General features: G+C 39.9%; 21 protein-coding genes, 2 tRNA genes and 1 CRISPR repeat array. Of the genes, 16 read left to right on the top strand and 7 right to left on the bottom strand.

Translation table 11 applies throughout. The features are described from left to right. The first annotated feature begins 1672 nt into the window (after nucleotides 1-1672). The 9 genes from LEP1GSC190_RS20605 to cas2e all read left to right on the top strand — a co-directional run bounded on the left by LEP1GSC190_RS20605 (nucleotide 1673) and on the right by cas2e (nucleotide 11470). Nucleotides 1673-1795: a hypothetical protein gene (locus LEP1GSC190_RS20605; protein ID WP_272914454.1), complete on the top strand. Its 123-nt coding sequence runs from the start codon at nucleotides 1673-1675 to the stop codon at nucleotides 1793-1795. Next, nucleotides 1792-4584: a CRISPR-associated helicase/endonuclease Cas3 gene (locus LEP1GSC190_RS14025; protein WP_036048465.1), complete on the top strand. Its 2793-nt coding sequence runs from the start codon at nucleotides 1792-1794 to the stop codon at nucleotides 4582-4584. The genes LEP1GSC190_RS20605 and LEP1GSC190_RS14025 overlap by 4 nt, the downstream gene beginning before the upstream one ends. Before the next feature lie 11 nt (nucleotides 4585-4595). Then, the gene (gene casA, locus LEP1GSC190_RS14030; RefSeq protein WP_002748861.1) at nucleotides 4596-6197 is read left to right on the top strand and encodes a type I-E CRISPR-associated protein Cse1/CasA; all 1602 of its coding nucleotides are present in this window, start codon (nucleotides 4596-4598) and stop codon (nucleotides 6195-6197) included. Nucleotides 6198-6202: 5 nt separating this feature from the next. Beyond that, nucleotides 6203-6739 (top strand): type I-E CRISPR-associated protein Cse2/CasB, encoded by a 537-nt coding sequence (gene casB, locus LEP1GSC190_RS14035; RefSeq protein WP_002748855.1) that lies wholly within the window; start codon nucleotides 6203-6205, stop codon nucleotides 6737-6739. After that, nucleotides 6736-7809 carry a type I-E CRISPR-associated protein Cas7/Cse4/CasC gene (gene cas7e, locus LEP1GSC190_RS14040; protein ID WP_002748722.1) on the top strand — a complete coding sequence of 358 codons (1074 nt, stop codon included), beginning with the start codon at nucleotides 6736-6738 and terminating at the stop codon, nucleotides 7807-7809. Before casB ends, cas7e begins: the two co-directional genes overlap by 4 nt. Further along, nucleotides 7810-8556, top strand: coding sequence for a type I-E CRISPR-associated protein Cas5/CasD (gene cas5e, locus LEP1GSC190_RS14045; RefSeq protein ID WP_002748744.1), 747 nt, complete (start codon nucleotides 7810-7812; stop codon nucleotides 8554-8556). 272 nt (nucleotides 8557-8828) lie between these two features. Next, a complete protein-coding gene (gene cas6e, locus LEP1GSC190_RS14050) occupies nucleotides 8829-9629 on the top strand; it encodes a type I-E CRISPR-associated protein Cas6/Cse3/CasE (RefSeq protein WP_002748804.1) in 801 nt (266 codons plus the stop codon). Nucleotides 9630-10221: 592 nt separating this feature from the next. Continuing rightward, nucleotides 10222-11106, top strand: a complete 885-nt coding sequence (gene cas1e, locus LEP1GSC190_RS14055) for a type I-E CRISPR-associated endonuclease Cas1e (RefSeq protein ID WP_002748836.1) — start codon at nucleotides 10222-10224, stop codon at nucleotides 11104-11106. After that, entirely contained in the window at nucleotides 11087-11470 is a 384-nt protein-coding gene (gene cas2e, locus LEP1GSC190_RS14060; protein WP_002760379.1) for a type I-E CRISPR-associated endoribonuclease Cas2e, read from the top strand. Before cas1e ends, cas2e begins: the two co-directional genes overlap by 20 nt. 29 nt (nucleotides 11471-11499) lie before the next feature. Continuing rightward, nucleotides 11500-12015: a CRISPR direct-repeat array (repeat unit 29 nt; unit sequence CTATTCCCCACATGCGTGGGGTTGAACCG). Nucleotides 12016-12265: 250 nt separating this feature from the next. Here cas2e and LEP1GSC190_RS14065 read toward each other — a convergent pair. Then, on the bottom strand, nucleotides 12266-13417 hold the full coding sequence (locus LEP1GSC190_RS14065) for an acyltransferase family protein (RefSeq protein ID WP_002748920.1): 1152 nt from the start codon (nucleotides 13415-13417) through the stop codon (nucleotides 12266-12268). 434 nt (nucleotides 13418-13851) lie between these two features. Next, a complete protein-coding gene (locus LEP1GSC190_RS14075; protein WP_002760461.1) occupies nucleotides 13852-14172 on the bottom strand; it encodes a DMT family transporter in 321 nt (106 codons plus the stop codon). A gap of 795 nt (nucleotides 14173-14967) precedes the next feature. Between LEP1GSC190_RS14075 and LEP1GSC190_RS19865 the strand changes: the two genes are divergently transcribed. Both LEP1GSC190_RS19865 and LEP1GSC190_RS14085 read left to right on the top strand, forming a co-directional pair. Continuing rightward, nucleotides 14968-15114, top strand: coding sequence for a hypothetical protein (locus LEP1GSC190_RS19865; protein ID WP_162882175.1), 147 nt, complete (start codon nucleotides 14968-14970; stop codon nucleotides 15112-15114). 111 nt (nucleotides 15115-15225) lie between these two features. Further along, complete coding sequence (locus tag LEP1GSC190_RS14085; RefSeq protein WP_002748815.1) at nucleotides 15226-15882, top strand: glutathione S-transferase family protein; 657 nt, start codon at nucleotides 15226-15228, stop codon at nucleotides 15880-15882. Nucleotide 15883: 1 nt separating this feature from the next. Here the strand turns inward: LEP1GSC190_RS14085 and LEP1GSC190_RS14090 are convergent, their stop codons facing one another. The 5 genes from LEP1GSC190_RS14090 to LEP1GSC190_RS14110 form a co-directional block, all read right to left on the bottom strand. Next, nucleotides 15884-18016, bottom strand: a complete 2133-nt coding sequence (locus tag LEP1GSC190_RS14090; protein WP_002748837.1) for an ATP-binding protein — start codon at nucleotides 18014-18016, stop codon at nucleotides 15884-15886. 180 nt (nucleotides 18017-18196) lie between these two features. Continuing rightward, complete coding sequence (locus LEP1GSC190_RS14095) at nucleotides 18197-18931, bottom strand: histidine phosphatase family protein (protein WP_002748813.1); 735 nt, start codon at nucleotides 18929-18931, stop codon at nucleotides 18197-18199. A 6-nt stretch (nucleotides 18932-18937) separates the two neighbouring features. Then, entirely contained in the window at nucleotides 18938-19333 is a 396-nt protein-coding gene (locus LEP1GSC190_RS14100; RefSeq protein ID WP_002748826.1) for a DUF6285 domain-containing protein, read from the bottom strand. Beyond that, the gene (locus LEP1GSC190_RS14105; RefSeq protein WP_002748819.1) at nucleotides 19323-20363 is read right to left on the bottom strand and encodes a phosphotransferase family protein; all 1041 of its coding nucleotides are present in this window, start codon (nucleotides 20361-20363) and stop codon (nucleotides 19323-19325) included. Before LEP1GSC190_RS14105 ends, LEP1GSC190_RS14100 begins: the two co-directional genes overlap by 11 nt. Before the next feature lie 20 nt (nucleotides 20364-20383). Further along, nucleotides 20384-21559, bottom strand: coding sequence for an acyl-CoA dehydrogenase family protein (locus LEP1GSC190_RS14110; protein ID WP_002760390.1), 1176 nt, complete (start codon nucleotides 21557-21559; stop codon nucleotides 20384-20386). 707 nt (nucleotides 21560-22266) lie between these two features. Here LEP1GSC190_RS14110 and LEP1GSC190_RS14115 point away from each other — a divergent pair. The 5 genes from LEP1GSC190_RS14115 (at nucleotide 22267) to LEP1GSC190_RS14135 (ending at nucleotide 25650) form a co-directional block, all read left to right on the top strand. After that, a complete protein-coding gene (locus LEP1GSC190_RS14115; RefSeq protein WP_002724079.1) occupies nucleotides 22267-22881 on the top strand; it encodes a Crp/Fnr family transcriptional regulator in 615 nt (204 codons plus the stop codon). Next, complete coding sequence (locus LEP1GSC190_RS14120; protein ID WP_002748791.1) at nucleotides 22878-24050, top strand: acyltransferase family protein; 1173 nt, start codon at nucleotides 22878-22880, stop codon at nucleotides 24048-24050. Before LEP1GSC190_RS14115 ends, LEP1GSC190_RS14120 begins: the two co-directional genes overlap by 4 nt. A gap of 15 nt (nucleotides 24051-24065) precedes the next feature. Next, on the top strand, nucleotides 24066-25415 hold the full coding sequence (locus tag LEP1GSC190_RS14125) for a YncE family protein (RefSeq protein ID WP_002748786.1): 1350 nt from the start codon (nucleotides 24066-24068) through the stop codon (nucleotides 25413-25415). A 73-nt stretch (nucleotides 25416-25488) separates the two neighbouring features. Next, a tRNA-Ile gene (locus tag LEP1GSC190_RS14130) sits at nucleotides 25489-25562 on the top strand. Between the two features lie 15 nt (nucleotides 25563-25577). Next, nucleotides 25578-25650: transfer RNA gene (locus tag LEP1GSC190_RS14135), tRNA-Ala, on the top strand. The last annotated feature ends 533 nt before the right edge of the window (nucleotides 25651-26183 follow it).

Consider the following 26183-nt stretch of genomic DNA (forward strand, 5'->3'; position numbering starts at 1 on the left):
TTTAGCCTTTTTAGAGCTTGTAGTCCACTAAAAAGGTTTAGACATATTAACTTTATCGATTTAAAAGAATAAAGCTCAAGTCTATCTTGAAGATCAATATTCGTTCCGATTTCCCGTTTTACATTGTTATAAGCCTTTTGAAACGGATTCTTAGATTTCGTCCAAATTCCATTTCTGTTTTTGCGGACTTTTCATTCTCTGAAAATATCCACTTTGGAATTTTATCGGATGTAAATTTTCGACTTCTCTATTTTGATAGAATGCAGGACCTGTCAAGATTTGTTTTTAAACTTCTTAAATTTGTCTCCCTTACGAATGTATAATTCAATATAATAAAAGTGAAAGTTTTTAACGCTTTCTTTACAATAAAATCCAAAGTAACGGTTATAAAAATCAAATTTTATCCCCTAACAACACGGAACCAATACCAGGAAAGTCTATAAACATCTACACAAGGAAATCCAAGCTGTGGAAACTACAGCGCTTCGTTACGAACTTGTTAAATGGCCTGCCGATTTCTCTTCAAAATTTGGGATAAGTTTTAAAATCTATTTAAAAAATAACTTACAATACGGCGAAATAAAACTCCAAGACAAAGCAACGAGCCTTTAGGACGGTTTTCAATCAACGAAAAATACTTTATGCCGAATTTGTGCCGTTCCTAAAAACCTGAAGATAAGCGCTAAGACAAATTGCGATTTTACGAAAGTAAAGAAACACATCATCATTCTAAAATTTCAATTCAGAAAACGCAACAAATCCAAATGCTTTTATAAATTATATTTGAATATACCAATATTCTATTTTTTAAAAAATATTTTCCATTCCAAGTATTTCCCAATGCCACTCATCAAATCCATATTTGCATCTTTTAAACCAAAAACAAACACTCAATAGTTTCCTCCTCAAACATTTTGAAACGATCTGAATAAAAACATTTCTATTTATAAACTGAGTTCATAATTTTCAAAATTTTTTCAAATTGTTTCCGATACATTTAAAACAAAATAAATTTCTATATTTATTTATTATTATATACTAAATAAATTAAAACAAATGTGTGGTACAAAAAAGAATTTTCACGCTCGTTTTTGGGAAATGATTCCCGATCAGATTGCAAATGAGCTTTTCGAGGAAAGTAAGAATTATATTCCAAAACAAATGGTAGAAATGTTACAAATGAATCAAAATACGAGTTGTGCTAAACCCCACACGTGTGGGGAAAATAATCTCAAAACTGAATTTTTTGTGTAACTTTACGCGGTTCAACCCCCTTTATAGGAGGAATGTTGCTGTTTACTTTTTTAAAGAGGACTTTTTTTGGCATTGAAAAAAACTATTTTTTAAAATAGGATTTATCCTTTTGAGCAACTTTACGCTTATTAATTGACATTTTTACGGTCACGCCTATTTTATGAAAAAATATGGAGGTCACTTATGACCAAAAATAGAAAAAAATTTCACAGCTGTCAAACTACAGAATTTCAAAGAACACAAATAATGGAAAATTCAGATTCACAACATTGCACGGAATATAATCAAAGCAGCTTATTGCACGTGACCCACCATTTCTATGAGGAGGAAAATTATCATTCGAATGGATTTCCCAAAAGTGATACTGAATATCCACCAAAACTACGACTATTGAAATCAAATTCCTAGATGAGACATCTTGAATTCGAAATCTTTTAAAAATGTAAACAAATCACGCGGTGGTACAGTCGCCACCGCAGGAATGAATCTGCATTGCAAAAAGAAAAATCAATCCGTCATTCGAAACATAGAGAATCAATGAAGGCCGAAGAAAAATCATATTACAAATATTGGGGGAAAGCAAATAAAAAAGGCGACTATCATCTTCTGGTCTATCATTGTTTCGACGTTGCAGCAGTCGGAGAAGTTTATTTATCTCAAAATGAAACTCTATGCGTCCATTTTTCTCAGAAACTAGGAATCGATCTCCTAACTTTTAAAAATATTTTTGTTTTTTTTCTGATATTACACGATCTGGGCAAATTCTCGGATTGTTTCCAGTCCCTTATTCCGAACATCAAAAATGCATTAGGTAATTCGAATTCTCCAATCGGACCTTATTCCATACGACACGACAGTTTGGGTTATATTTTTTGGGGAAGATGTATTCTGAAAGACGAAAGATTTGGAAACTACAGCGGATTTTTAACCGAACAGAATTGGCTAGGTTGGAACGAATTACAATCTCCAAAGGACAAAAGTTATTTTACGGAATTTACGGACGTTTTGATCCGTTGTGTGACAGGACATCACGGACGTCCTCCCTCTAAAAACGGATATTCGGGACAAACGGCGGTCAGTCTGGATTCTCACTTTACCGAAGCCGACCGATTGGCTGCTTTGGATTTTTCTAAAGAGGCAAATCGCATCTTATCTCCAAACCTGAATTTCAAAGGGGATTTAAAAACATTATACGATTCTATGTTCCAAATTTCCTTTTGGCTTGCCGGACTTTCCGTTTTGTGCGATTGGATCGGTTCCAACGCTGAAATTTTCAAGTACCACACAACACCAATTGATTTAGAAGAATATTATACAAAAATTTCCTTAAATAACGCATTGAAGGCAGTCAATAAATCCGGAATTTTACCTTCCAAAATCGCTTTTAACGAAAATCACTTCGGTATTTTTGAATATTTACAGGAACCAACCCCTTTGCAGAAATTTTGCTCGGAAGTGGTTTTGCCCGATTCTCCTTCCCTTTTCATTTTAGAGGACGTCACCGGTTCCGGGAAAACCGAAGCAGCCCTAATCCTAACCCATCGTCTTATGCAAAAAAACGCCTACTCCGGTTTTTATGTGGGTCTTCCAACAATGGCCACCGCAAACGGTATGTATCAAAGAATGAGCGGAGTATATAGAAACTTATATACGAAAGAATCCCTACCCTCCTTGGTCCTCGCACATGGCGCTCGGAATTTATCCGATTCCTTTCAAAGTTCCGTGATTTCGGATAACGCAATTCTTGCAGATCGGAATTATTCTCTCCAATCCGATAAGAACCCGGAAGAAAGCGCCAGTGCCATTTGCAACATTTGGCTCTCGGACAATCAGAAAAAAAGTCTTCTCGCGGACTCAGGAGTCGGCACGATTGATCAAGCTCTTCTTTCCGTACTTTCTACTAAGTTTCAATCCCTTCGTATGTTCGGTCTTTCCAGAAAGGTTCTCATTTTGGACGAAGTTCATTCTTACGATCCCTATATGGTCGAACTGATCTGTTGTCTTTTAAAGACTCAAGCTAAAATAGGCGCCTCGGTGATTCTTCTCTCCGCAACCTTACCGAAAATCCTTCGTAAAACATTCTCCGAATCCTTTGCCTTAGGATTGGATACGGAACTTCAAAATATAAAAAGCGGGGAATATCCTCTTGTTTCTTTAATCTCCGATCGGTCCGAAGTGGAAGAAACTCCAATTCCCACTCGAAAAGAAGTCAGTAGAAAATTGAACGTAAAGTTCCTTTTCAAGCAAGAACCAGTACTGCAAAAAATATTAGAAATGTCGAATCAAGGACGTTGTGTCTGTTGGATCAGAAACACGGTTTCAGACGCCTCCCAGGCATTCTCTTTTCTCCATTCCAAGTTAGGCGATCAGGTTGTACTTTTCCATTCTAGGTTTGCAATGGGTGATCGACTGAACATAGAATCTCAAATTTTGGAAAACTTCGGAATTCGAAGCGATCAAAAATCGAGAAAGGGAAAAATAGTCGTTGCAACCCAAGTTGTGGAACAGTCCTTAGATTTGGATTTCGACTATATCATCACAGATCTCGCTCCGATCGATCTAATTTTACAAAGAGCCGGTAGACTCCATAGACATTGTAGGGACATATCCGGAAACGTCAAACAAGGATTAGACGAAAGAGGGGAACCATTATTATGGATCTTTTCTCCCGAACCGATCGACGATCCGAAATCGGATTGGTTCAGTCAATTCAGTCGAGGCGGAGGAATGGTTTATTCGGATCACGGTAAACTTTGGCTCACCGCAAGGCTTCTCCAAGAACGAAAAGGTTGGAAAATGCCGGAAGATGCAAGAAATCTAATAGAGTCCGTGTATGGGATCGACGTAGAGGTTCCACAGTCCTTTCAAGAAAATCAATCCAAAGTAAAAAACGATAAGAAAAAACAGGAAAGCTCCGCCGTTTTAAGTACGATTCGTTTGGAACTAGGGTATTCCGCCTTAAACGAAACTTCTTGGGACGATTCTAAATTTTCCACAAGATACGGCATAGACAATTCCTCAAAAGTAGTTCTGGCCAAGTTCGTTTCCGATCGTTTGGTTCCTTGGATTTCCGACACAAATCGAAACTGGCAAAATAGCGAACTTCCCGTTCCAAATTATCTTGTGGAAAAAGAATTTATATTCGAAAACTCGAATATTGCCGAAGTTATCTCTAACTGTAAAATAAATCTACCGGATAAAGGCAAACATTGCGTTTTACTTCCCTTGTTCTATACAAACAATTCTTGGAGAGGCAAGGCCCTTAACAAAAATAACGAAGTCGTATCTTTTATTTACGACGAAAGATTCGGTTTTAGAAAAGAGAAATAAAGAGGAACTTTATGAATTTAATCAAGGACGTTTGGATTCCGACACAAAGGTTTTCCGGAAAATTAGAAGAGATCTCCCCATTTGAAATCACTTCCCAAATCGAGAATGACTCGGATCCGATCGTGTCCTTAAACGCTCCTAGACCAGACTTTAACGGCGCGTTGCTCCAATTTTTGATCGGACTTTTGCAGGCCGTTTTTCCTCCCGAAAACGAAACCGAATGGGAAGACCTTTTCGTAAACCCTCCCTCTCCCAAGGTTCTAAAAGAAGCGATGGAAAAAGTAGAGTCCGCCTTTGAGCTGTTTGGTGACGGTCCTAGATTTATGCAGGATACGAACCTGAACGAAGAGGATACGGTCTTTGATATTTCCGCACTGTTTATCGAATCCCCCGGAGAGAATACGATCAAACTGAAAAAGGATTTTTTTATCAAAAGAGATTCAATTTCTCAGATCTGCGAAAAATGTGCAGGAATCGGTCTTTTTTCATTTCAAACCAACTCTCCTTCCGGAGGGCAAGGGCACTTAACATCCATTCGAGGAGGCGGGCCTTTGAGCACATTCGTAACTTCTAAATTAAAAAATCCTAAAAAAAACTCTCTTTGGTCGAAACTTTGGCTCAACGTTCTCCCAAAATCGTACTTCCAAGTCAACGGCCAAAAAAAGATTCCGTTTCAATCCGTCTTTCCTTGGACCAATCCGAAAATCGAAGATCTTCAATCGAAAGGGAAAACGACCACTACCAATGACCTACATCCGTTGAGCGTCTATTGGTCCTATCCGAGAAGAATCCTTATGCGTAAGGAAGCAGAAAACGGTATCTGTGATGTCTGTAACCGCTCTTCCTTCGTTTTAGTCCGTTCCTATCATACAAAAACCTATGGTCTGAGTTATTCGGAAGGAGGTTGGATCCATCCTTTCAGCCCTTATTATAAATCCAAGGAGAGTTGGCTTCCGTATCATCCTCAACCGGGAGGAATCCTCTATCACTATTGGCAGACGATCGCCTTGGGTAAGGAGCAAGCAGATCAAGCCGCTTTGGTCGTTCGCCGTTTTTTAAATCGGAAAATTCCGGGAGAACAAACTTCGATTTTAACCTTCGGTTACGATATGGACAATATGAAAGCCAGATGTTGGTACGAATCCGAGATTCCGTTTTTCAATATCCCTTCCGATAAAATCGAAAAGTTCGAAGAACAAGTTTCGCAAATTTTAAATGCAAGTACGGAGATCAAAAAAAATCTTCGCCAAGCGGTGCGTAACGCTTGGTTCGACAAGAATAAGGATACCAAAGGGGATTTGGCGTTTTTAGACGTTTCTTTTTTGAAAGATACGGAAAATTCTTTCTACGATTTGATTAGAAACGTTAAAGAAAATTTGATCTCAGGCGTAGCGGACTTTGCAGCATTGAAAGAAACATGGCTTAAACTTTTAAACAAGTCCGCTTGTAAACTTTTCGATCAGTACGCGGATTCCGGTTCTTTCGAATTCGAAGACCCTGAAAGAATCGTAGAGGCGAGGAAAAATTTGAAAATCTTTAATCTCGGTTCGAAAACTCGAATTATACTCGGGCTAATCGTGCCTGAAAAAACCTCTAAAAGGAGTAAAAAATAAAGACAATGAGATTTTACGAAAACAAAGAGAAATATAAGGAAATTATAATAAATTGGTGGACTGATCTGAGATCTCAGACGGGAGACAGAGCCGCCCTGAGAAGATGTTCCAACGGATTAGACACTTTGTTGATCCCTTATACCCATAGACTGATCTCCAAACTCTTTCAGGAAGGGTTTCAATTTTTTCCGGATAAAATCGGTCCGATCGCAGGTATTCTTTCTCATATCGAAGAGGACAATCCTTCCACTCCATTTGCACGCAGCATGGCGCGTAAAGAGGGGGAAAAGCCGGTCATAAACGAGATCCGCTTCAGAAAAATATTACAATATTCGGATATACTTTCGGAAGAACTATTCTACCAAAATATGATCCGGATCGTCAAAAACCTGAAGAAAAAAGCGAATCTTTCAGACCTTTCCCTTTCCATTTACTCTTGGAATCAAAAAACCAGAAAAGACTGGGCGTACGATTATTACGGAACCCCAACAAGCGAAAACGATCTCGACAATTTAGAAAATCCTCAAGGAGAAAACCAGTGAACCGTTTCATCCAAATCCATTTCCTTACCTCTTATCCTCCCTCCAACTTGAACCGGGACGATTTAGGAAGACCCAAAACCGCGATTCTGGGAGGGGCAAACAGACTTAGAATATCCTCTCAAAGTTTAAAAAGAGCCTGGAGAACTTCGGATCTTTTTCGGGAAACGTTATCCGGTCATATCGGAACCAGAACCAAAGAAAAGGGGAAAGAAATTTATCAGAAATTATTGGATGGGAAAATCCCCGAAAAAAACGCAAGAACTTGGAGTAAGTCGATTGCGGGTATATTCGGAAAACTTAAAAATCCTTCGGAAAAAGAATTGGAAAAAAATCCTCTTTTGGATCTGGAAATAGAACAGCTTTCCCATTTCAACAAAGAAGAGAATGAGGCGATTTCTTCCTTAATCCAAAAATTGATCGATACCAAAAAAGAACCTTCCAACGAGGATCTGAATCTTTTAAAAAAAGAAAATTCCTCTTCGGATATTGCTATGTTCGGTAGAATGCTCGCTTCCAAACCCGCATTTAACATTGAAGCGGCCGTTCAAGTTGCTCACGCGATTACAGTTCATAAGGTTGCGATCGAAGACGATTTTTTTACGGCAGTAGACGACTTAAACAGCGGAATCGAGGACGTAGGAGCCGGTCATTTAGGAGACGTGGAATTTGGTTCCGGTCTTTTTTATCTTTATATCTGTGTCAATAGGGATCAACTTCTTAACAATCTGAACGGTAATAAGGATCTCGCCAAACGAACGATAAGAGCGTTAGTCGAAACATCATCTACGATTTCTCCCACGGGAAAACAAAACAGTTTCGCTTCCAGAGCGAGAGCTTTGTATTGTATGACAGAAAAAGGGAACGAACAACCCAGATCCCTACATTCCGCGTTTCTGAACTCCGTGGAAGATAGAGGAATCTTGAACGCGGCGATTTTGAAATTGGAATCCAGTAGACAAAACTTCGAAAAAGTATATGGCTCCTGCGCTTCCGGGGGTTTTAAAACTTTCAACGTGGACTCCGGAAACGGCTCCTTAGAAGAAATATTAGAATTTGCTCAAGAGGATTAGATGAAAGATTATTTGGTTTTTCGTCTCTACGGTCCCCTCGTTTCTTGGGGAAATATAGCAGTCGGCGAATATCGTCCCAGCGATTCTTTTCCGACTAAATCCGCAATAATCGGTTTGATCTCGGCGTCTTTCGGGTTCGATCGCTCGGAGGATGGAAAAATTTCGGAACTCGTTGAAAGCGTTTTTTTTGCGACCAAAGTGTTCACTCCCGGAAGTCTATTACGGGATTATCATACGATCCAAAGCCCCGGAAACGTTAAACGGTTTTTACTCACTAGAAAGGACGAACTTTTAGACTCGGAATACGTTGAGACCATTCTTTCAAGTAGAGATTATAGAGTGGACGCCGTTTACGACGTCGCTCTCTCGGAAAAAAAACGAACCTCTTACTCACTGAAGGAAATTAAAAACGCTCTCTTGAGTCCGATTTATACTCCTTATTTAGGCAGAAAATCTTGTCCGATCGCTCTTCCTATGTGCCCCGAGATTTTGAGTTCTGATTCGCTTCTAAACGCATTCGAGGAATATAATAAAATTCTTATGAAAAAATACGAATCCGCGGATTACAAGGATCCCTTGGCGGATTTGTTTTCCAAATCGTCTGCGAACTTGTTTCTCTGGGAGGATCCGGCAATAGAATTGGCAGAGCAGGACCATATCCATTCTCGGAGAGACACAGTCCTGAGTCGAAAAAGATGGCAATTCCAAGACAGAAAGGAGTTTTTCAAAAGTGTGTCCAAAGCTTAATCCGAGTATGATTGTCCTCAAATACGAATTTTATTTTCATGTTTCAGTCGATCAAACACGAAAGCGATTATTATGCTGCAATCCATAGAGAACGACATTGAATTCAAGCGAGGACCAGCTCCAACTTTTTTAGGTTCTATTTCGCTTAATTCAAGCTTTGAACATTCAGGTCATCTCAAAATTTCCTTTCCGGAAAACTAATATACGTTTGTCGAGAAAGGTGATTTCGGGATATATTTAAACGAACGTCAGATACCAAAAGGAAAACCGATATGTTTTTATCACAACTTAAATTAGATACTCTTAATATTAATAATAAAATCGTTTTTAACTGGATTCAAAATCCTTATAATATCCATCAAAGATTATGGATGGCTTTTCCCGAATATTCGTCGAAAGACAAACTTCGAGATTCTCCATTCCTTTTTCAATTGGATTATAATTCCGATCCCGGTAAAATTTCTCCAAGGATCCTCGTGCTTTCCGAAAAATTACCGAACTGGGAACGAGCCTTTCAAGAATTTAAGGTTCTTACGGAAATCCCAGTCGGGAATCAAATCAAACAAATTTCCCCGACTTTTATTCAAGTCGGCACGGTTCTGCGCTTTTCCCTTACTGCAAACCCCACAAAAAAACGTAAGGACTACCGTAGTTTGTTTAAGAAAGAACTTGAAGGTTTCCCTGACAAACTCGATCCTTCCGATCGTGTTTCCTTTTTGGAAGGAAAATCCAAACTGGAAGATCTGAAAAAAACTCTTACTAAGGACCAATTTAAAAAATTAAAGTCGAAAAGAATTGGAATTTATCACAAGAAGGGATTATTAGATTGGTTGAGCAAAAAGGGAAACGATAGCGGTTTCTCTCTCCTAAACGCAGTCGTAGAATTTCAATCCGATATTTCCGCGAACAAGATCAAAGGTTCTTCCTCCCCATCCATTCCTAAAATTCATACCGTCACCTTTTCTGGTATTCTTAAGATCACCGATCCGGTTAAATTCAAGCTCGCTTATTCCAAAGGGATCGGTCCTAGTAAAGCTTTCGGCTGCGGCATGTTATTATTAGCCAAAACGTAAATATCGATTTGGATTGTTTCATTTCACTTTTTGGATTTGAGCATGTGTATCATTTAATTAGGAATGATTGCACTTTTTTCTCTTTCAGCTGAGTTCGGATATTTGAATCGCTTTTGGTTTTAGAATCTGTCTCAAAATTTTAGAATTTCAAAAACTACTATTAGTTTAACAGTGAAAAGGTGATTTTAAAAACCTATAAACTTCCGAAAGAGACGTATTTGCGGGAACTACTACGTTTTGTTTCCGGCGACTTAATAATCATAACCGCAATTTTTCTTTAGGTTTTAAAACAAGTTTTTAAGTTTTTTCATAAGATTATATCCAAGTTTCTTGAAACCGTTCTGCGGCTCATTTTTTTTCGAAACCGTTTGTCTTTCGATCGCTCCTCTCCGGCTCGTTTCCCATCCCACTGAGCAATTCAATTTATTCATACTCTATAATTTAAATTAATTATCTAATATCATCATATCCATAAAAACATAATATATAAATTTTATTATTATATATAATATTATTAATTTATAATATTTTACGCAGTTACTTATTTTTTGCGCTTATCCTTTTAGTTGAGAAATCCGATAATCGATTCGTTATGCCAAACAGAAACCTTCAAGAACTTCCAAAATTCGAAGACAATTGGTCGCATTTATACTTTGAAAAGGGTAGAATTGACCAATTTCAAAAATCTATCGGTTTTCATTATCTGGACAAAGTCGTTCCGATTCCGATCGAAACGATCGGACTTCTTTTATTGGGCCCGGGAACCTCGATCACTCACGAAGCAATCAAAAGGATTTCGGATAGCAGATGTCTTCTCGCTTGGACGGGCGAAGGTGGGGTTCGTTTTTATTCCGCCGGTTATACGGGTACTTATTCCGCTAGAAACTTACTTCGTCAGGTGGAAGCTTACGGTAATCCGAAGGAAAGGGTGTCGGTGATCCGTAGAATGTATCAGTTCCGTTTTTCGGACGAGATTCCCGCGGACGCCACCATCGAACAAATTCGTGGTTTGGAAGGGGCGAGAGTTCGAAAAATTTACAGGGAATGGTCTGAAAATTCCGGAGTTCCTTGGAAGAGTAGATCTTACGACCAAAACAGTTGGGACTGGAGCGACCCGATCAACCGCGCTCTTTCTTCCGCAAACGCTTGTCTTTACGGCGTGGTTCACGCGGCGATTCTTCAATCTGGTTTTTCTCCCGCTATTGGTTTTGTTCATACGGGCAAACAATTGTCCTTCGTGTACGATATTGCAGATCTTTATAAAGCTGAAATTACGATCCCTTTGGCCTTCGAAATTACTGCTGAAAATACGACTAACGTAGAAAGAAGGGTTCGTTTGGCCTGTAGAGATAAATTCAAACATAGTAAATTACTTAAAAGAATTATTCCGGATATCAAGGAGTTGATTTATGGTGGTTTTGATTTTGGAGAGAGTGAAGACTTCTCAGAGGGGAGAGATGTCGCGGTTAGCCATTGAACTGAAGCCGGGCGTTTTTGTAGCTTCCATTAACGCTAGAGTTCGAGATCAAATTTGGAAAAAAATTTCCGAAGAATGGAAATCGGACGCGATCATGTTGTATTCGAGCAACTCGGAACAGGGTTACGGCATCCGCTCTCACGGCGATCCTTCTCGCGAGATTATGGACTTTGACGGTTTACTTCTAATGTCCAAACCCGATTCTAAACACGATCAGAAAGTAATCATGAGTGTTTCCGATTTTTCTAAGGTTACCGAAGACGAAGTTTCTCCTTTTTCAGATCTTAAAGGCTTTTTCAACGAAAAGGCAAACTCCCTTCTTTTAGAAGCAGATGATCCTAATGAATCTAAAGAACAGACATAATTCTTAAGACTCCTATACAAACTTTTAGCCTATTCCCCACATGCGTGGGGTTGAACCGTAGGAGCGACACGTCCCGCGACTACTGAGCGCCTATTCCCCACATGCGTGGGGTTGAACCGCAAAACACCATGATTGTCGCCCATGAGTTCGTCTATTCCCCACATGCGTGGGGTTGAACCGTTACCGATTCCACGCCCATCAGAACGGAAGGGCTATTCCCCACATGCGTGGGGTTGAACCGGGATTCTCGGTTTACTGGAAAGTTGAAACGGACTATTCCCCACATGCGTGGGGTTGAACCGTGAGGTCGATATAAATCCAAAAGTTATCTTAGCTATTCCCCACATGCGTGGGGTTGAACCGACACCTGAAATAATTTTTCTTGGCTGGAAGACCTATTCCCCACATGCGTGGGGTTGAACCGGCAATACGGGCAGAACTGAAAATTAAATTTCCCTATTCCCCACATGCGTGGGGTTGAACCGATAATAAAATTGATAATAAAGAGAAAGAAAACTATTCCCCACATGCGTGGGGTTTGAGCTTTCAATTCCTAACCGGTGTCGGATTTCTATTTTTTATATATGTAAGGTGAATCAGAGGATCAAATTTTTTACACGTGGATTACTAACTTTAACGATTGTACAAGTAACTTGGTCCGCAAAATCCGCTCAAAGATTATAAGCTGGAAAAAATCATAACGAAACGTATCGCAGAAGAACAAATCCAGAAGACATACAAGGAATCTGAATCTAATTATAAAAATTATTTCCTTTAAAGATTTCTTGAATTGTTTCAAACTTTAATATAAATTTTCCTTTTATCTAAGAAACTTAAGATTCCCCACCAAACAGACAAATGAAGAACCGCGTATAACAACGATGCAAGATACGGATCTGCAATGAAAACAAGTTTAGAAAAAAACCAGGTTTTGATCCCAATCGATTTTCCATTTTCTGACATGATTGTCCAAAGGTTGAGAGTCCTCGCGAGTATTCCGGAGCCTACAAAGACTAAAATCGCATTTTTACCGAATACGAGTAACGGTTGAAAAAGGATTTTCAAGTTCAATCTGTTCCACTCTTTTAGAAGAATTAACAAATTCAAATATTCAAAAAATCCTATGCAAAAAAAAGAGAGCCCTGCCGTATATGCTGCGTAACTTCCAGTCCAAAGACTTTTATTCATCGGTAAACTTTGATCCCATAACAAACCGACAAATGTGAATAAAAAACCCAACCCGAATATTCCGAGAACCCTATTTTTTCCTACACCTTCTCTCAAAAAAAGGATAAAACCACAAAGTACTCCGAACAAAGAAGTGGCAATCGATGCGATTCCACTTAAAAGTCCTTCCGGGTCCCAGGTTTTGGAAAATTTCCAAAGATGTTTTTCCCCGATAATCATTCGATCAATCCAAGCTCCAATGTCCTTCCCCTGCTCCAAAGATACCGTCGATTCTCCAGGAGGGATGATGTGGGTTAAAATCCAAGTATGAACGAGTAAGACCAGAATTAAGAAAATCAACACTTTCTTTCCCGGAAAGATAAGATACAAACTCGCAACGGTCCAATACACGAATCCGATTCTCTGTAGAACTCCGGGAACTCTGAGCTCCGCAAAAGACCATTCTCCGAAAAAATTCAACAACAGCCCGAGCAATATTAGACTAATGCTCCTTATACAAATTCCAATCCAGACTTTACTTCGATTAATTCCATTTTTAGAATATAATGAAATTGGAATCGACACTCCCACCGCGAACAAAAAAAAGGGAAACACCAAATCCGTCGGCGTACAACCGTTCCATTCGGCATGTTTCAAGGGAGAATAGATGTAAGACCAAGAACCGGGATTATTTACGAGTATCATCCCGATTACAGTCATTCCTCGGAATAGATCCAAAGATAAAATCCGTTCCTTATTTTGAGTCGATTTCTTTTCCAAACGACAACCTTTGAGCTTTTCTTTTTTTCATTCGTGAGAACACCGCTTTCCTATCGCATACAAATCGATCTTTCAGATCTCTATACCATTTTTCGTCGAATTCAATTTTTGAATTCCAAAAAATTTATATATCCGGTCTCAAGCATATTTCAATTCGAACTCCGTTTCGAATTCTTTCCCGACGCTACAACATCGGTTTTAGATTCAATTCAGAGATATTCTTTTTGCAAACATCTACGATGGGGCCAGTTTTTTCGCAAACTTAAAAGCCTATTTCAAAACCTTAGAATGTAAGAACTACTACGAAAATTGAACAACGAAAAAGCCCATAAATTACCAAGGAGTCGTAACCCGTGAGAACTCTACGTTTTGTTACAGACTTACCGTATACAACTGACTTATTTTAAGATTTTGGAATAGGCTTTTAAATTCCTTTATTCCGAAACTAAAAATTTAAGGCCTAAAACCGAAAGAATCAACGTAGATAAAAAGAATCCTCTCCAAAAATCAATAGGTTCTCCATGAATTACAATACCAACAAGTATAGTTCCTGCCGCGCCCAAACCGGTCCAAATCGCGTAAGCAGTTCCCATAGGAATCGTCTGAACTGCCTTGTTCAGAAACGCCAAACTAAAAACCGAAGAAACTACAAAGCCCCCGATCCATGTCGGTTTAGTAAAATTATCGGATAACTTGAGGCAAGTCGTAAATCCGATCTCGAATCTAGAAGCGATGATAAGATAAATCCAAGCCATAGCCCACACTCTTTTACTCTAAATGGATATCAACTCATTATCAACAAATCCCGATCATTGTCTTCATACTATCGCAAAAGGAATATGATAAACTCGGATTTTTATCCAATCGCTCCGCTTTCCGATAAGCGGAAACGAATCTGTAGTTTTATGGTTCAGGATTAAATCGTTTCTATGAATGCTTCAATCCAGACAAACACTAATTATTTGCACAAGAAAACTCGTTTACAAATTTTGAAATATATTAAAATTTTATAATGATTAATCGAAACCGTAAAAATCCAATAAAAACCGATCCAAAACACACTTGTAACTTCGGGAATCGTTCAAAAGAAAATCGCAAATACGATAAATTCGGTTCTATCAGGCGCGCTATATTATGATTTCTCCTGGATGAGATTCTCAAGATTGAAACTTTCCAGAAAGAAAAATATCCTATCAATAAAGCACTTAAGTAATTCCAACCATAAAGGAGATTATAACCCACCCAAAAACAACTTATAATTTCGGTTTATCTCTTTTACTCGCAAAGCAACAGATCAAACAAAAGAAGTTTCAATTCTTCCTTCGAATTCATCAAAGCCCATCCTAAGAGAAAGGGACCTTTTGCGACCGAAGCCAAAGAATTGGTGGCCAAAAAAATCAAAATCCCGGAAGGGATCGAAACATTGGGGAGGACAATTCGAAAATTTGCACAGGGGTTTCCCGTCTACAATTCGTAATTCCACTGATATGACCGGAGTTCTTTTCATATCAAGATTATTGCATATGTTTTAGAAAAACCAAAACAAGGATTTGAAGTCATCCGTGCTTGAAGCCGCCGTCATCCAAAGGCCTCTCGTCACAGTGATCGTCGGAGGTCGTGCTCTGGAACTACTCGTCACCTTGATTTATATTCCTTCCCTATTTTATCTTACGGAAAAAAGAGAATACATCGTTTGAACTTTTCAGTCAAAATTGTCCGAAAAATTTTAACTTTTTATTTACCTTTTAAAAAGGGGAAAAGTCTAATCTCCAAAATAAGTGACTTAAAAAACTTTTAGGAGCAAACCTTTGATCGAGTTATATTCTGCTTCCACACCCAACGGAAGAAAAGTTTCCATCATGCTGGAAGAATTAGGAATTCCTTATACGATTCACCCGATTGATCTAGACAAACTGGAGCAAAAACAAGAATGGTTTCTGAAAATTAATCCGAACGGTAGAATCCCTGCGATCATCGATAAGGACAATGGAAACTTTGCCGTGTTCGAATCGGGAGCAATTCTGATCTATCTCGCGGAAAAAAACGGTAAATTTTTACCAAATGATCCGAAGGAAAAAAGTATCGCACTCCAATGGCTTATGTTTCAGATGGGCGGGGTCGGCCCAATGCAAGGACAAGCCGGAGTATTCTTAAAATACGCTCCCGAAAAGATTCCTTTCGCGATTTCCAGATACCAAAACGAAACAAAACGTTTGTATTCCGTTTTAGATAGGAGGCTCGGTGAAAGTAAATTTTTAGCCGGAAAAGAATTATCAATCGCCGATATAGCAACCTGGCCTTGGGTCAACATACACGACTGGGTGGAAATTTCTTTAGACGAATTTCCGAACTTAAAACGTTGGAACGAAGAACTCGCAAAACGCCCGGCTTTCATCAAAGGGAAGGATATTCCGAACAAAAAAGATCATAAAAACAACGCGGAAGAAGTCAAAAAGAAAGTTTAGTCTATATTAATAAAGTAGAATTTTCTAATTTTTCTGAAGACGATTCGGCAACGGGAAGGATCACGAAAAACGTGGTTCCCTGTTCCGAAGTTTCAAAGAAGATTTTTCCATTATGATCTTCTATGATTCTCCTGCATATATCCAGACCTAGACCGGTTCCCGCACCGGAAGGTTTTGTAGTGAAAAACGGTTCGAAGATGCGGTCTCGTATCGTATCTTCGATTCCGTTTCCACTATCCTTGATCGCAATTTCCAAACCGGTCGGTGCCCGCTTACAGGAGATTACCATTTTCCCCTTATAATTCATCGCATAAAGCGCATTCCCTATCAGATTAATCCATACCTGAGTCAGAGATTCAGCATTTCCCCAAACGCAGGAAGTTTCAGGCATATCACGAACGATCTCCACTTGAGTTTTATATTTCGAATAATAAAGTGTAAATACGGTTTCCAATTGCTTACGTACGTCCACAGGCCCCATCGTCGTTTCAGCAGGATCTTTATATGCATATTCCTTTAAAGCTTGTATTACAAGGGAGGCCTTTTCCGCCGCCTTTTCGATCGTAAAACTCGCCCGGGCAAGACCGGAAAGAGAAAGAGCATTCTGTGCGATCATAACCAATTTTTCTTTTTGAGGCAGATCCTTAAAATTTTCCGAAACATAGTCGGGACTAATTCCCAAATCGGTGAGCATGTCCGCAAGACGCATAACCTCGGAAAATCCGAAGTCGTTTAACAAAACCGCAATTTTTTTTCTTTTGACTCTTTCTTCTCTGGTATCATAAAATTCCCTCAGGGCAATTCCTTTGGAAAAAAGTTTTTCCCAAATCGTTTTTTCCTCTTCCGTAAATCTCGAATAATTTCTTAAAAGACCTTCCCAAGAATTAGACAATACAGACCGAATCCCTTCGTTCGAAGAAACGATGGCGCCTAATGGTGTATTGAGTTCGTGTGCAATTCCGGCGACCAACTGTCCGAGGACGGCCATCTTCTCGGAGCGAATCAGTTGTTTTTGTGTGCTTTTTAAATCTTCGATTGTCTGAATCACTTGTTCATTTTTAGAAGTGAGATATTGATTTACGGTCCTCAACTCTTCCGTTCTTTTGGCGACGATCCCCTCAAGTCCTTCGTTGATCAAACGGATTTCCTGTTCCGCATTCGTCATTTCCTTTACGAGAAAGGTTTGTCTCGCACTCGCAATCACAACCACGATCGTGGTTCCAGTCCACGCTATAATTCGAACTCCTTCGGGCAATCCACTGAGAGTTCCCGCAAGTACGATCGTAATCGAACTTGCAACTACTTCAAATAACGGTAATAAACGAAGCGCCGCTTCAAACCTTCTTCCCCAAACCGGGTGGTCATTGAATTTGGGTTCCCAGGTCAAGGCTCCATACCCCAAAATTAAAGCGGAAACAGAAAAACCCGCATTGAGCACGGTTCCATCCGGAGGAATCTGCACGATAAAAAACGCGTTCCATAACAGCCAACAAAGTCCCGTTCCTCCCATACCGAGTATGAAAAAAAACCAGGACTTATCCGGTTGTAATCTTAAAAGAGGAATGAGTAAAACTCCTAGAGCCGCCGCGGTTAAAAAAGAAACCGGATGATTGATCAAAGGAAGAAGTTGAGGAATTCCAACCCCCTCCCTTTGAGGAAGATACAATGCAAGAGAAAAAGTAAGAATCGCAGTGATAAGCCCCAGTGCATCCAACACAGCCGTTCGGATTCTACTTCGATCACATTCAATAACTATAATAGAATATCCAATGACAAAACAGGGAGCCACCCAGGGAAAAAGATAATCGCTCGGAGTAGGAATTATGTAATAATCAAGATAAACTTGAATCGCCCAGGAGAGTTGTCCGAGCGCATTTGCCGTGAGACCGAGCGCGAACCAAAGTCTAAAACGATGAATTCCGCCTTCGACAGAAAAATAACCGAACCAGGCGAGAGCAGCCGCACATAAATAGGAAACGGTCCAGTGAATGTTGTCTATAAGTCTGTCTATATGTCTTTCTTCGTAATAATAATTCCCAAAAAAAGACGCGATTACCAAAATCACGCTGATCCAAAATACCAAGAATCCCAAATCGGAAACCGAAAATCGCGAATGATTTTTTAAATTTGTCATCAACCGTGCACAGACGACAACCAGTTTAAACGTTAGCCACCCATTTCGTCGACCTTTTTCTCGTTCTTAAAATTCTCAAAGCAGGTCCTCTTAACTCCTTTCAAAAATCTCGAAAGGAGTCGATCCGATTCGGATCGTCAGAATTCAGCCGTACACGATCGAACGCATTGTATGATTCGCTTAGAGTAGAGTTCGACTTAAATTGTCAGGGAGATGAGGAACTCCATTGATCGATACCGGCAAATACTTTCCTCTTACCCACCGAAACGTATTTAAAGAAGTATTCCAAATCCAGGGCATCCAAGCAAAACAGTCTTCATCCTGACGTAAAAAACGATTCAGTACCAACGAGATCGGAGTTCCCGAGGTAAAAATGAAAGTCCTTTCCTGATTTGCCGAAGAAAACAAAACATTAGAAGAATGGAATATTCTATTCTCAAAATTTTCGTACGTTTCGATTCCTTCCAGAGTTTCTTTTCCCTCTCTCCAGAATCTCAGAATTTCCTCTGTCAATCTCAAAAATAAGGCTGCAGATCTGATCCCGCCCCTGACTCGAATTTTGCCGTATTGAGAAAGTGTCTTTGCAAACTCCGATCTTTTGGAAGCAAGCAATTTGGAATAAGCGCTCCAGAGTTCCATCGAAAATTCGTCCCAACCCGCATCTTGATGGACAAAAGAGCCGTCTTTGTATTTCTCACGGTCTCCACTAACTGAAATTACACCTTGCATAAAAGATTCCGCGGTTTCTATATGTCTTCGAAGAGTTCCGGTTACGATCCGATCGGGAAGTTCTCCGTTTTGCGCCATAAATTTTCCGAGCGCGAAAGATTGATCCTTTCCGTGTTGTGTTAAGAGATCGTAGTTTTCACCCCGGGAATTTGCCTGACCGTGACGAATTAGATGAACGAAAGACATGAGCAGCTAACGTTCCGTGGTAAATCTCGGATTTATAACCTCGACTTTTTCTTTTACGGTTTCCTTCACATGATTCCAATATCGCGAATTTTCCGAGGAAAGTTTTTCTTTACGGATTTTATCCCGTAGCTCTATATTCCAGGCATGAGCTATATTTTTCTTTTCGTTCAGTGTGGAAGGGATTACTAAATTCTTATTAAGAAGCTCAACAAGACGGCCCAATTCCTTATCCAGCAACTCTTCTCCCAAACGGATCTCCCGGGAAACAACCCCTAACATATTCCAACTTACTAATGTTTTATAGGAAAGTAGTTCCTTATCCTTAAATTGCGGCAACACTTCCTTCATTAGAAAATCCTGAATCGCTTCGAGCAAATCTGCGGACGTTGGTTTATCCTGCATTTTCTATGATCCTCATCGCTTCGTATTCCATTTCGCAAGCTCGTCTTCCGATCGCCGCGAGCTCTATTCCCTTATCCTTTCCGGAAAGATGTCGCTCCGCCTGACCGATACATCCGATCGCCCACCTGAGATTTCCCATCACTTCCCAATACGTGACCATTTCTGGATTAAGTTTGACACCCGAAACCTTTTCATACTCCTCGTAAAATTCGCTACGATCTGCAAACCCTCCCGCTTCCTTATTCAACTTACCAAATCTCCAATCCCGCATACAAAGCCACGTGAGATCCTCATGACGATCGCCCCAATGGGCAAACTCCCAGTCTACGATTCCCTGCAACCCTTCAGGAGTTACCATAAAATTTCCGGTTCTAAAATCCCCATGTATTAATACGACATCATCGGAAGGTTTCGCCTTCTTCTCCAACCAATTAAGAATCATCTCCATTGCAGGATAGGCATCTTTCATTCTTTCCAACTCCAATCGCAAAGAGCGAATCGATCCATTTGCGACGGTCTTATCGTTCGAATCCTGTCCCATCCAAAGTGTTTTTCTTAACGCTTCGTTTTTACAATCGGAAGGTTTTATAGAATGAAGTCTGGCAAGATTCTTAGCAAGATCAATAGTGAGTTGTTTTCTTACTTTATTAAGCGAAGGATCTTTGACGACATATCTTCCGATCGCTTTTCCGGAAATTTTTTGCATAAAGTAAAAAGGACTTCCGGTGACTCCACGATCCGTCTCCAACCAGAAAGGTTTCGGCGTATTGACTCCCGCATTATAAGCAAGATCACAAACTCCGAACTCGTCCTCTCGACTCAAAGACTCAAGAAGCGCCGCCCCCTTATCGGTTCTAAAGACCGTATCGTAAGAACCACTTTCCGGTCCGTCCAATACTTGAATTAGCGCGGCAAAGTTTTCCTGACAGGCTCCTCCGCTGAGAGACACCATGGAATGTATCTCAGTTTTTCCCTTCAATCTTTCGGAAAGATATCCTTCTAGAACGTTCTTTAATTCCGTATCGTTCATAACATTCCTTAATTCTAATATTAAAAATCGCTTTTCCCGCTGATCAGATTTCTTCCGATCACCATCTTATGGACCTCGGTCGGTCCGTCCGCGATTCTGGCTGCCCTCGCGTCCCTGTAGAACAATTCGAGTTTCATATCCCTTCCATATCCGTGTGAGCCGCAGATCTGAATCGCACGATCGATCGTTTTACAAAGAGTTTCGGAGACTTGCCACTTGGCCATCGATATGATATGTCTTGCATCTTCTCCAGCTCTCAAAGTATGTGCAGCTTTCAAAGTAAGCATATATCCAGATTCAATTTCAAGCGCGGACTCTGCAAACATCCATTGAATTCCCTGATGATCCGCAAGTTTTTGTCCGAACACTTCCCGTTTGAGTGCGTATTCTCTTGCGATCTCCATGGATCTTCTCGCAAGTCCGATCCATCTCATACAATGCGTGAGCCTTGCAGGACCGAGACGCTCTTGAGACCATTTGAATCCTTCGCCCACTCTTCCCAATATTGCGGACTCGGGAACCCGAACATTTTCGAATTTTAACTCGCAATGCCCTCCGGGACCATGAGAACCCATCACTCCGATTTCTCTCACCATAGTATAACCAGGCGTATTCGTTGGCACAAGAAACATCGTAGTCCTTCGAAAAGAATCGGCGACCTTAGACATCACGATCAAAAAGCTCGCACCGTTTGCACCCGTACAATACCATTTTTGTCCATTGATTACGTATTCGTTTCCGTCTTTTACCGCATTGGTAGTAAGAGTTTGAGGATCTGCCCCTGCTCCCGGCGGAGGTTCTGTCATCGCAAAAGCGGAACGAATTTTCCCTTGAATCAGCGGATCATAGTATTTTTCTTTTTGTTCTTTATTTGCCGCAATATGAAGGAGATGCATATTTCCTTCGTCAGGTGCATCGCAGTTACAAAGATAAGGAGCAATCGGAGAGCGTCCGAGTTCAGAAAAGATGATTGCTGTTCCAACCATATCGAGTCCGAGACCACCTTCAGATTTAGGAAGATGCGGGGTCCAAAGTCCTAGTTCTTTCACTCTTTTTCTGAGTTCCTCGGTGATTTTCTCAGGCATTCTACCATGATCATAGTCGTAATGAACTTCCGCCGGAATCGCATCATTCTCGACAAAGTCTCGGATTCTTTTTTTAATTTCTTCAACTTCCTTAGGTATCGTAAAATCCATATTTTTTCCTTCCCCGAAAGCATTGAACTTTACGGGATAATTTTTTTTCTTCTCGTATTTTTCGACAATCTCAGAGATCCCAGTTTGTATTTCCCAATATGATCCTTTCCAAATAGAGAAATTCATTCTTATACTTTACAGAAGTGATCACCTTTAGATGTTCTCCACAGTCGGTTCCTGAAAACTTCGAAGCGAAATCGCATTCTCATCCAAAAGCAAAACGAATCGCCAGAAAAATCTGGACAATCTTGAGATCAGAGATTTCAAAGCGAGACAACGAATTAGAGCATAGGCCTCTGGGGGAAATACCCCTCGATAGGAGAAATATAAAAAACAATCCCAAACAAACTCAAAATGAAAAAACTACAAGAACCCGACTCATTCAACCTATGTTTCATTTCTTAATGACCTCGAAGAATTATTTTAGATAAGATGTGAGTCAACAGCAATTTCCAAAGCTGTTTGAATACGGAACTGCACGCTCCTTTTCGTTCCTTCTTGAAAAAAAGTAGAAACTCCTTCTTTTTCTAAACTTAGAATTTTATAAATCACCTTAGAATTTGGCCTTCAGATTTTAGTTGATTCCGATTTCCAAAGCTTTGAATCTGGTGTAGACTTTCTAAGTAATCTTAGATCCCTAAAAACAACCAAAATCCTTGGAAGATTACAATTAAGGTCCGTTAAGAATTATGGAAATAACAGAATCTATGACCCATAAGCTGGGCGTCGAGTTCAAAGAATCCGATATTATCTTTGAGGAAAATCAGGAAGCGGAAGTGATGTACCTGATCGCCAAAGGAAAAGTAGGGATTCATAAAAAAGTGAAAGAAGCCTATAAACTCCTCGTAGAATTGAAAGAGGGGGATATGTTCGGCGAAATGGCACTCATTGATAAGACGCCTCGAAGTGCGAGGGCCGTTGCAAGGACGGACGTTTTACTCATAGCAATCAATAAGGATGCATTTTTCAATCTGATACGAACAAATCCCGGATTTTCCATGAAGATCGTTAAAATTCTCACCTCAAGATTAAGAGAGACCAACAAGACGATCGCCACTCTTTTGAAAGCGGATAAAAAGAATTTAGTGACCTCCGCATTAATCAATTTCTCTCAAGCGAACGGACAACAAGATGGAAGTAATTATCGAATTCCTCTGAATCATTTCATCAAATGGGCAATCCTTAGAGTCGGATTGGAACACCAAGACTTAGTGAGTTCGATCAGACTATTAGTAAAAGATAAAATGGTTGAACAAATAAAAGAAGACCCTTCGACCCTGATTATTCGAGACTCTCTTTTCAAATATACGGTGGATACTTGAGCCTTAAACCAATCTTATCAAAAACCAGAAAAAGACTTTTTTATTTAGACAATCTCCGTTCCTTTGCTCTTTTAATCGGTCTAGTATTTCATGTCGCGATCGTTTATGCCGCCGAGATCAAATACCCTCTTCAAAACGAACAAAAATCGGAGTTTTTCGACGTATTCGGAGAATGGGTACACGTTTTTAGAATGCCTCTTTTTTTCTTTCTTTCCGGGTATTTCACGGAAGCGATTTTTCGCGCCAAAACTCTGAAAGAATTCTTGAGGATGAGAATTTTCAGGATTTTCATTCCGACTGTGGTAGGGATTTTACTTTTCGCACCAATGCAATCCTACATCTCTCTTTTACAAACGGGAGAGAAAATTTCTTATTTCGATTTCTACTTTAGAATATTCTTAAATGGAAGAATTCGCCCTTCTCATCTCTGGTTCCTTTACTTTCTAATCTTATTCACGATCCTGCATCTTTTTACCCGCAAGATCACTCTTTTATTAACAGCGTTTTTAAAAAAGGAACCGGATCAACAAGGTTTCGCTCAGGAATGGAAGACAATCACCGTTTTTACTTTCATCAGCTTTGTCGGAACCTGTATGATCAATTTTTACTTTATGAAAGACGAATCCTGGTTTGCAATCGAACCAGTAAACTTTATCTACAACTACACGTTCTTTTTTTGTGGAAGTCTTTTGATTTCGAACGAAATTCTCCTTTTGGAACCTAGATCAAACCGTTTCTGGATTTGGGCCCCGCTCGCTTTTCTCACTTTCTGGGGATTTTACGAGATCAGCAGAATCGATCCGTTCTGGTCTTACTTCGGTTATACGGGAGATTGGAGAAGAATCCTTCACATACTTTCCAAATGCGCCGCCGGTTGGCTGATGATCCGTCTTTTGATCGGACTCTTTCAAAAATTTTTCGATTTTAAAAACAACGGAACCGAATATATGAGGACCGCGAGTCTTCCGATCTATCTAGTGCACCACCCTGTTTCGCTTTTAACGGGTTACTTCGTGGTTCATACTTCCTTAGGACTTGCCGAAAAATTTCTCCTGCACCTCCTTCTTGTGTTCGGAATCACATTTGCAATTTATCATTTTCTAATACGTCCTTTTTATTGGGTCAACTTGATTCTCGGAAACCAAACATATACGAAAAAGAATTTATAACTTTAGGAGCGCTCTTTGAACTCGAATTCCGAAAAAAAACTCTTCGAACCAAACAAAATACTTTTGATTCCAATCCTTCTGTTTCTTATCTGTTGCAAAAGCGGAAATTCCCCCTTAATTTCCTTTCCCTCCAACCAAGAAAAAAGCGAAACTACAACTGTTAAATTCAATGTCCATCCTTACAAAGGAACCGTGATCCAATCGGAAGAAAAGACCATTCCTTTCAGGGTTATAGAAACTGATAAAAACATCGCCCTCGTAGAAATGGAAGTGCCTATTTACAAAAACGGTATCGAGTTGAAATTTTCTTCTCCGGGTTTCCAAAGCTCCTTTTTCCACGTAAAAAACGCGAACGAGTTGAACGATAAGCTAATTGCACTCGACAAAGAAGGCATAACGCATCATTTTATTGCAAGATTCAAAACCGGAATACAACCCAAAAGTGTCCGTTTTATCGATAACACAAGACTTGCAATTCCTCTTTTGGAAGACGAAGGGATGGACGTTTTGGATATAAAAACCGGCGAAACGGTCCGGCTCTCTCCTCCCGAAAAATACAAAAAGAAATTGGGTTTTGTAGAAACGATCGCAATTCCGAAACACAACGAACTCTGGGTTAGCCAGATGCAGGCGAATGCTGTTCACGTCTTCGATTTAAAAACTCTCGTTTATAAAACGAGCATCGACCTTACAGGAAAATGGTCTAAGATTCTTCTTTACGATCCGATCCGAGATTTAGTCTATTGTTCGAATTGGATCAGCGAAGATATTTCCGTCATTGATAGAAAAACAAAAGTGGAAATTCGAAAGACCGATAAGATCGGTTTACCTCGAGGTCTTCTTCTCTCCAAAGACGGTAAAGAATTATACATCGCTCAATTTTCCGCGAGCAATCAGGAATCCGGAGGCGGTAGGCTCGGAATCTATTCCATGGAAAAAGAAAAACTGATCGATACGATCGGCCCTCCTGGCAACAAACGCCATATCGTTTCGGGCAACACGGAAAATAAAATATACGTCTCAGACATGTGTTGTAGTAAGATCGAAGTTTACGATTTAAAAGAAAGAAAAGTTCAGAAGACGATCCCAGTATTCGATAAACCGAATACGATTGCTCTTTCTCCGGACGGTAAATACCTCTACGTTTCTTGCAGAGGTCCAAATAATCCCACCGAAGGGTATCTCAAAAAAGGATTGGTTCTCGGAAGAGTGTACGTAATCGATACGACAACCGACACTGTAAAAGAATTCTGGGAAGCGGGAAATCAACCTACAGGTCTCGATATTTCACCTGACAACCGCTACTTAGTAATCTCGGATTTTTTAGATCATCAGATTCGAGTCTACCGCAGAGACGGTTTTTAATTCCGGACCAGAAAACGTTTTTTAACAAAAAACTGTTGCATTTGGAAATTCAGCCAAAAACATGTCTCTTACCGGGCCTGTAGCTCAGCTGGTTAGAGCACACGCTTGATAAGCGTGGGGTCATGTGTTCAAATCACATCAGGCCCAATCCGGTATTGACAAGGGGCTTTAGCTCAGCTGGGAGAGCATCTGATTTGCATTCAGAAGGTCGTCGGTTCGATCCCGACAAGCTCCATACCGAATTCCTACTACTTAGGTTCGGTAGCAATTTCTCTTTTTTTAAAATATAAATCCGAGCACCACTTTTGATTTTCTCAAATATATTCCATTTTTTGAATCTATCTATCGAAAAGTAGAAATACAAAAGTCATTTCAATCGGAATCGACTTATATTTGTCTGTTTCCGGATTTTACAAAGGTCCGACCCGAAATTTTAAAAGAAAAACCCATTACGACCGTTCACGACAAAACGAATTCAAAAGTTCTAATGGTCAATCACCCGAAATAGAATATCTGCAAGAATCGGAAATCGTTCCTTTGAGTTAGAAACTTACCTGAAAATTTCGATTTGTTTCACAGACGGGCGGGTAAACCGCGGATTATGAGATTCATATTATTCTTGATAATCTTTCAACCCACAAAGCGCAACGAGTAAAAGAACGGATGCTCGACACAAGAACTGATACTTCATTTCACGTCGACTTACGGCTCGTGGATCAATCAAGTCGATGTCTTTTTTCGATCATTTCCAGGCAGTGTATATGTAGA

Source organism: Leptospira mayottensis 200901116 (assembly GCF_000306675.2).
In the GTDB taxonomy this organism is placed as follows: Bacteria; Spirochaetota; Leptospiria; order Leptospirales; family Leptospiraceae; genus Leptospira; species Leptospira mayottensis.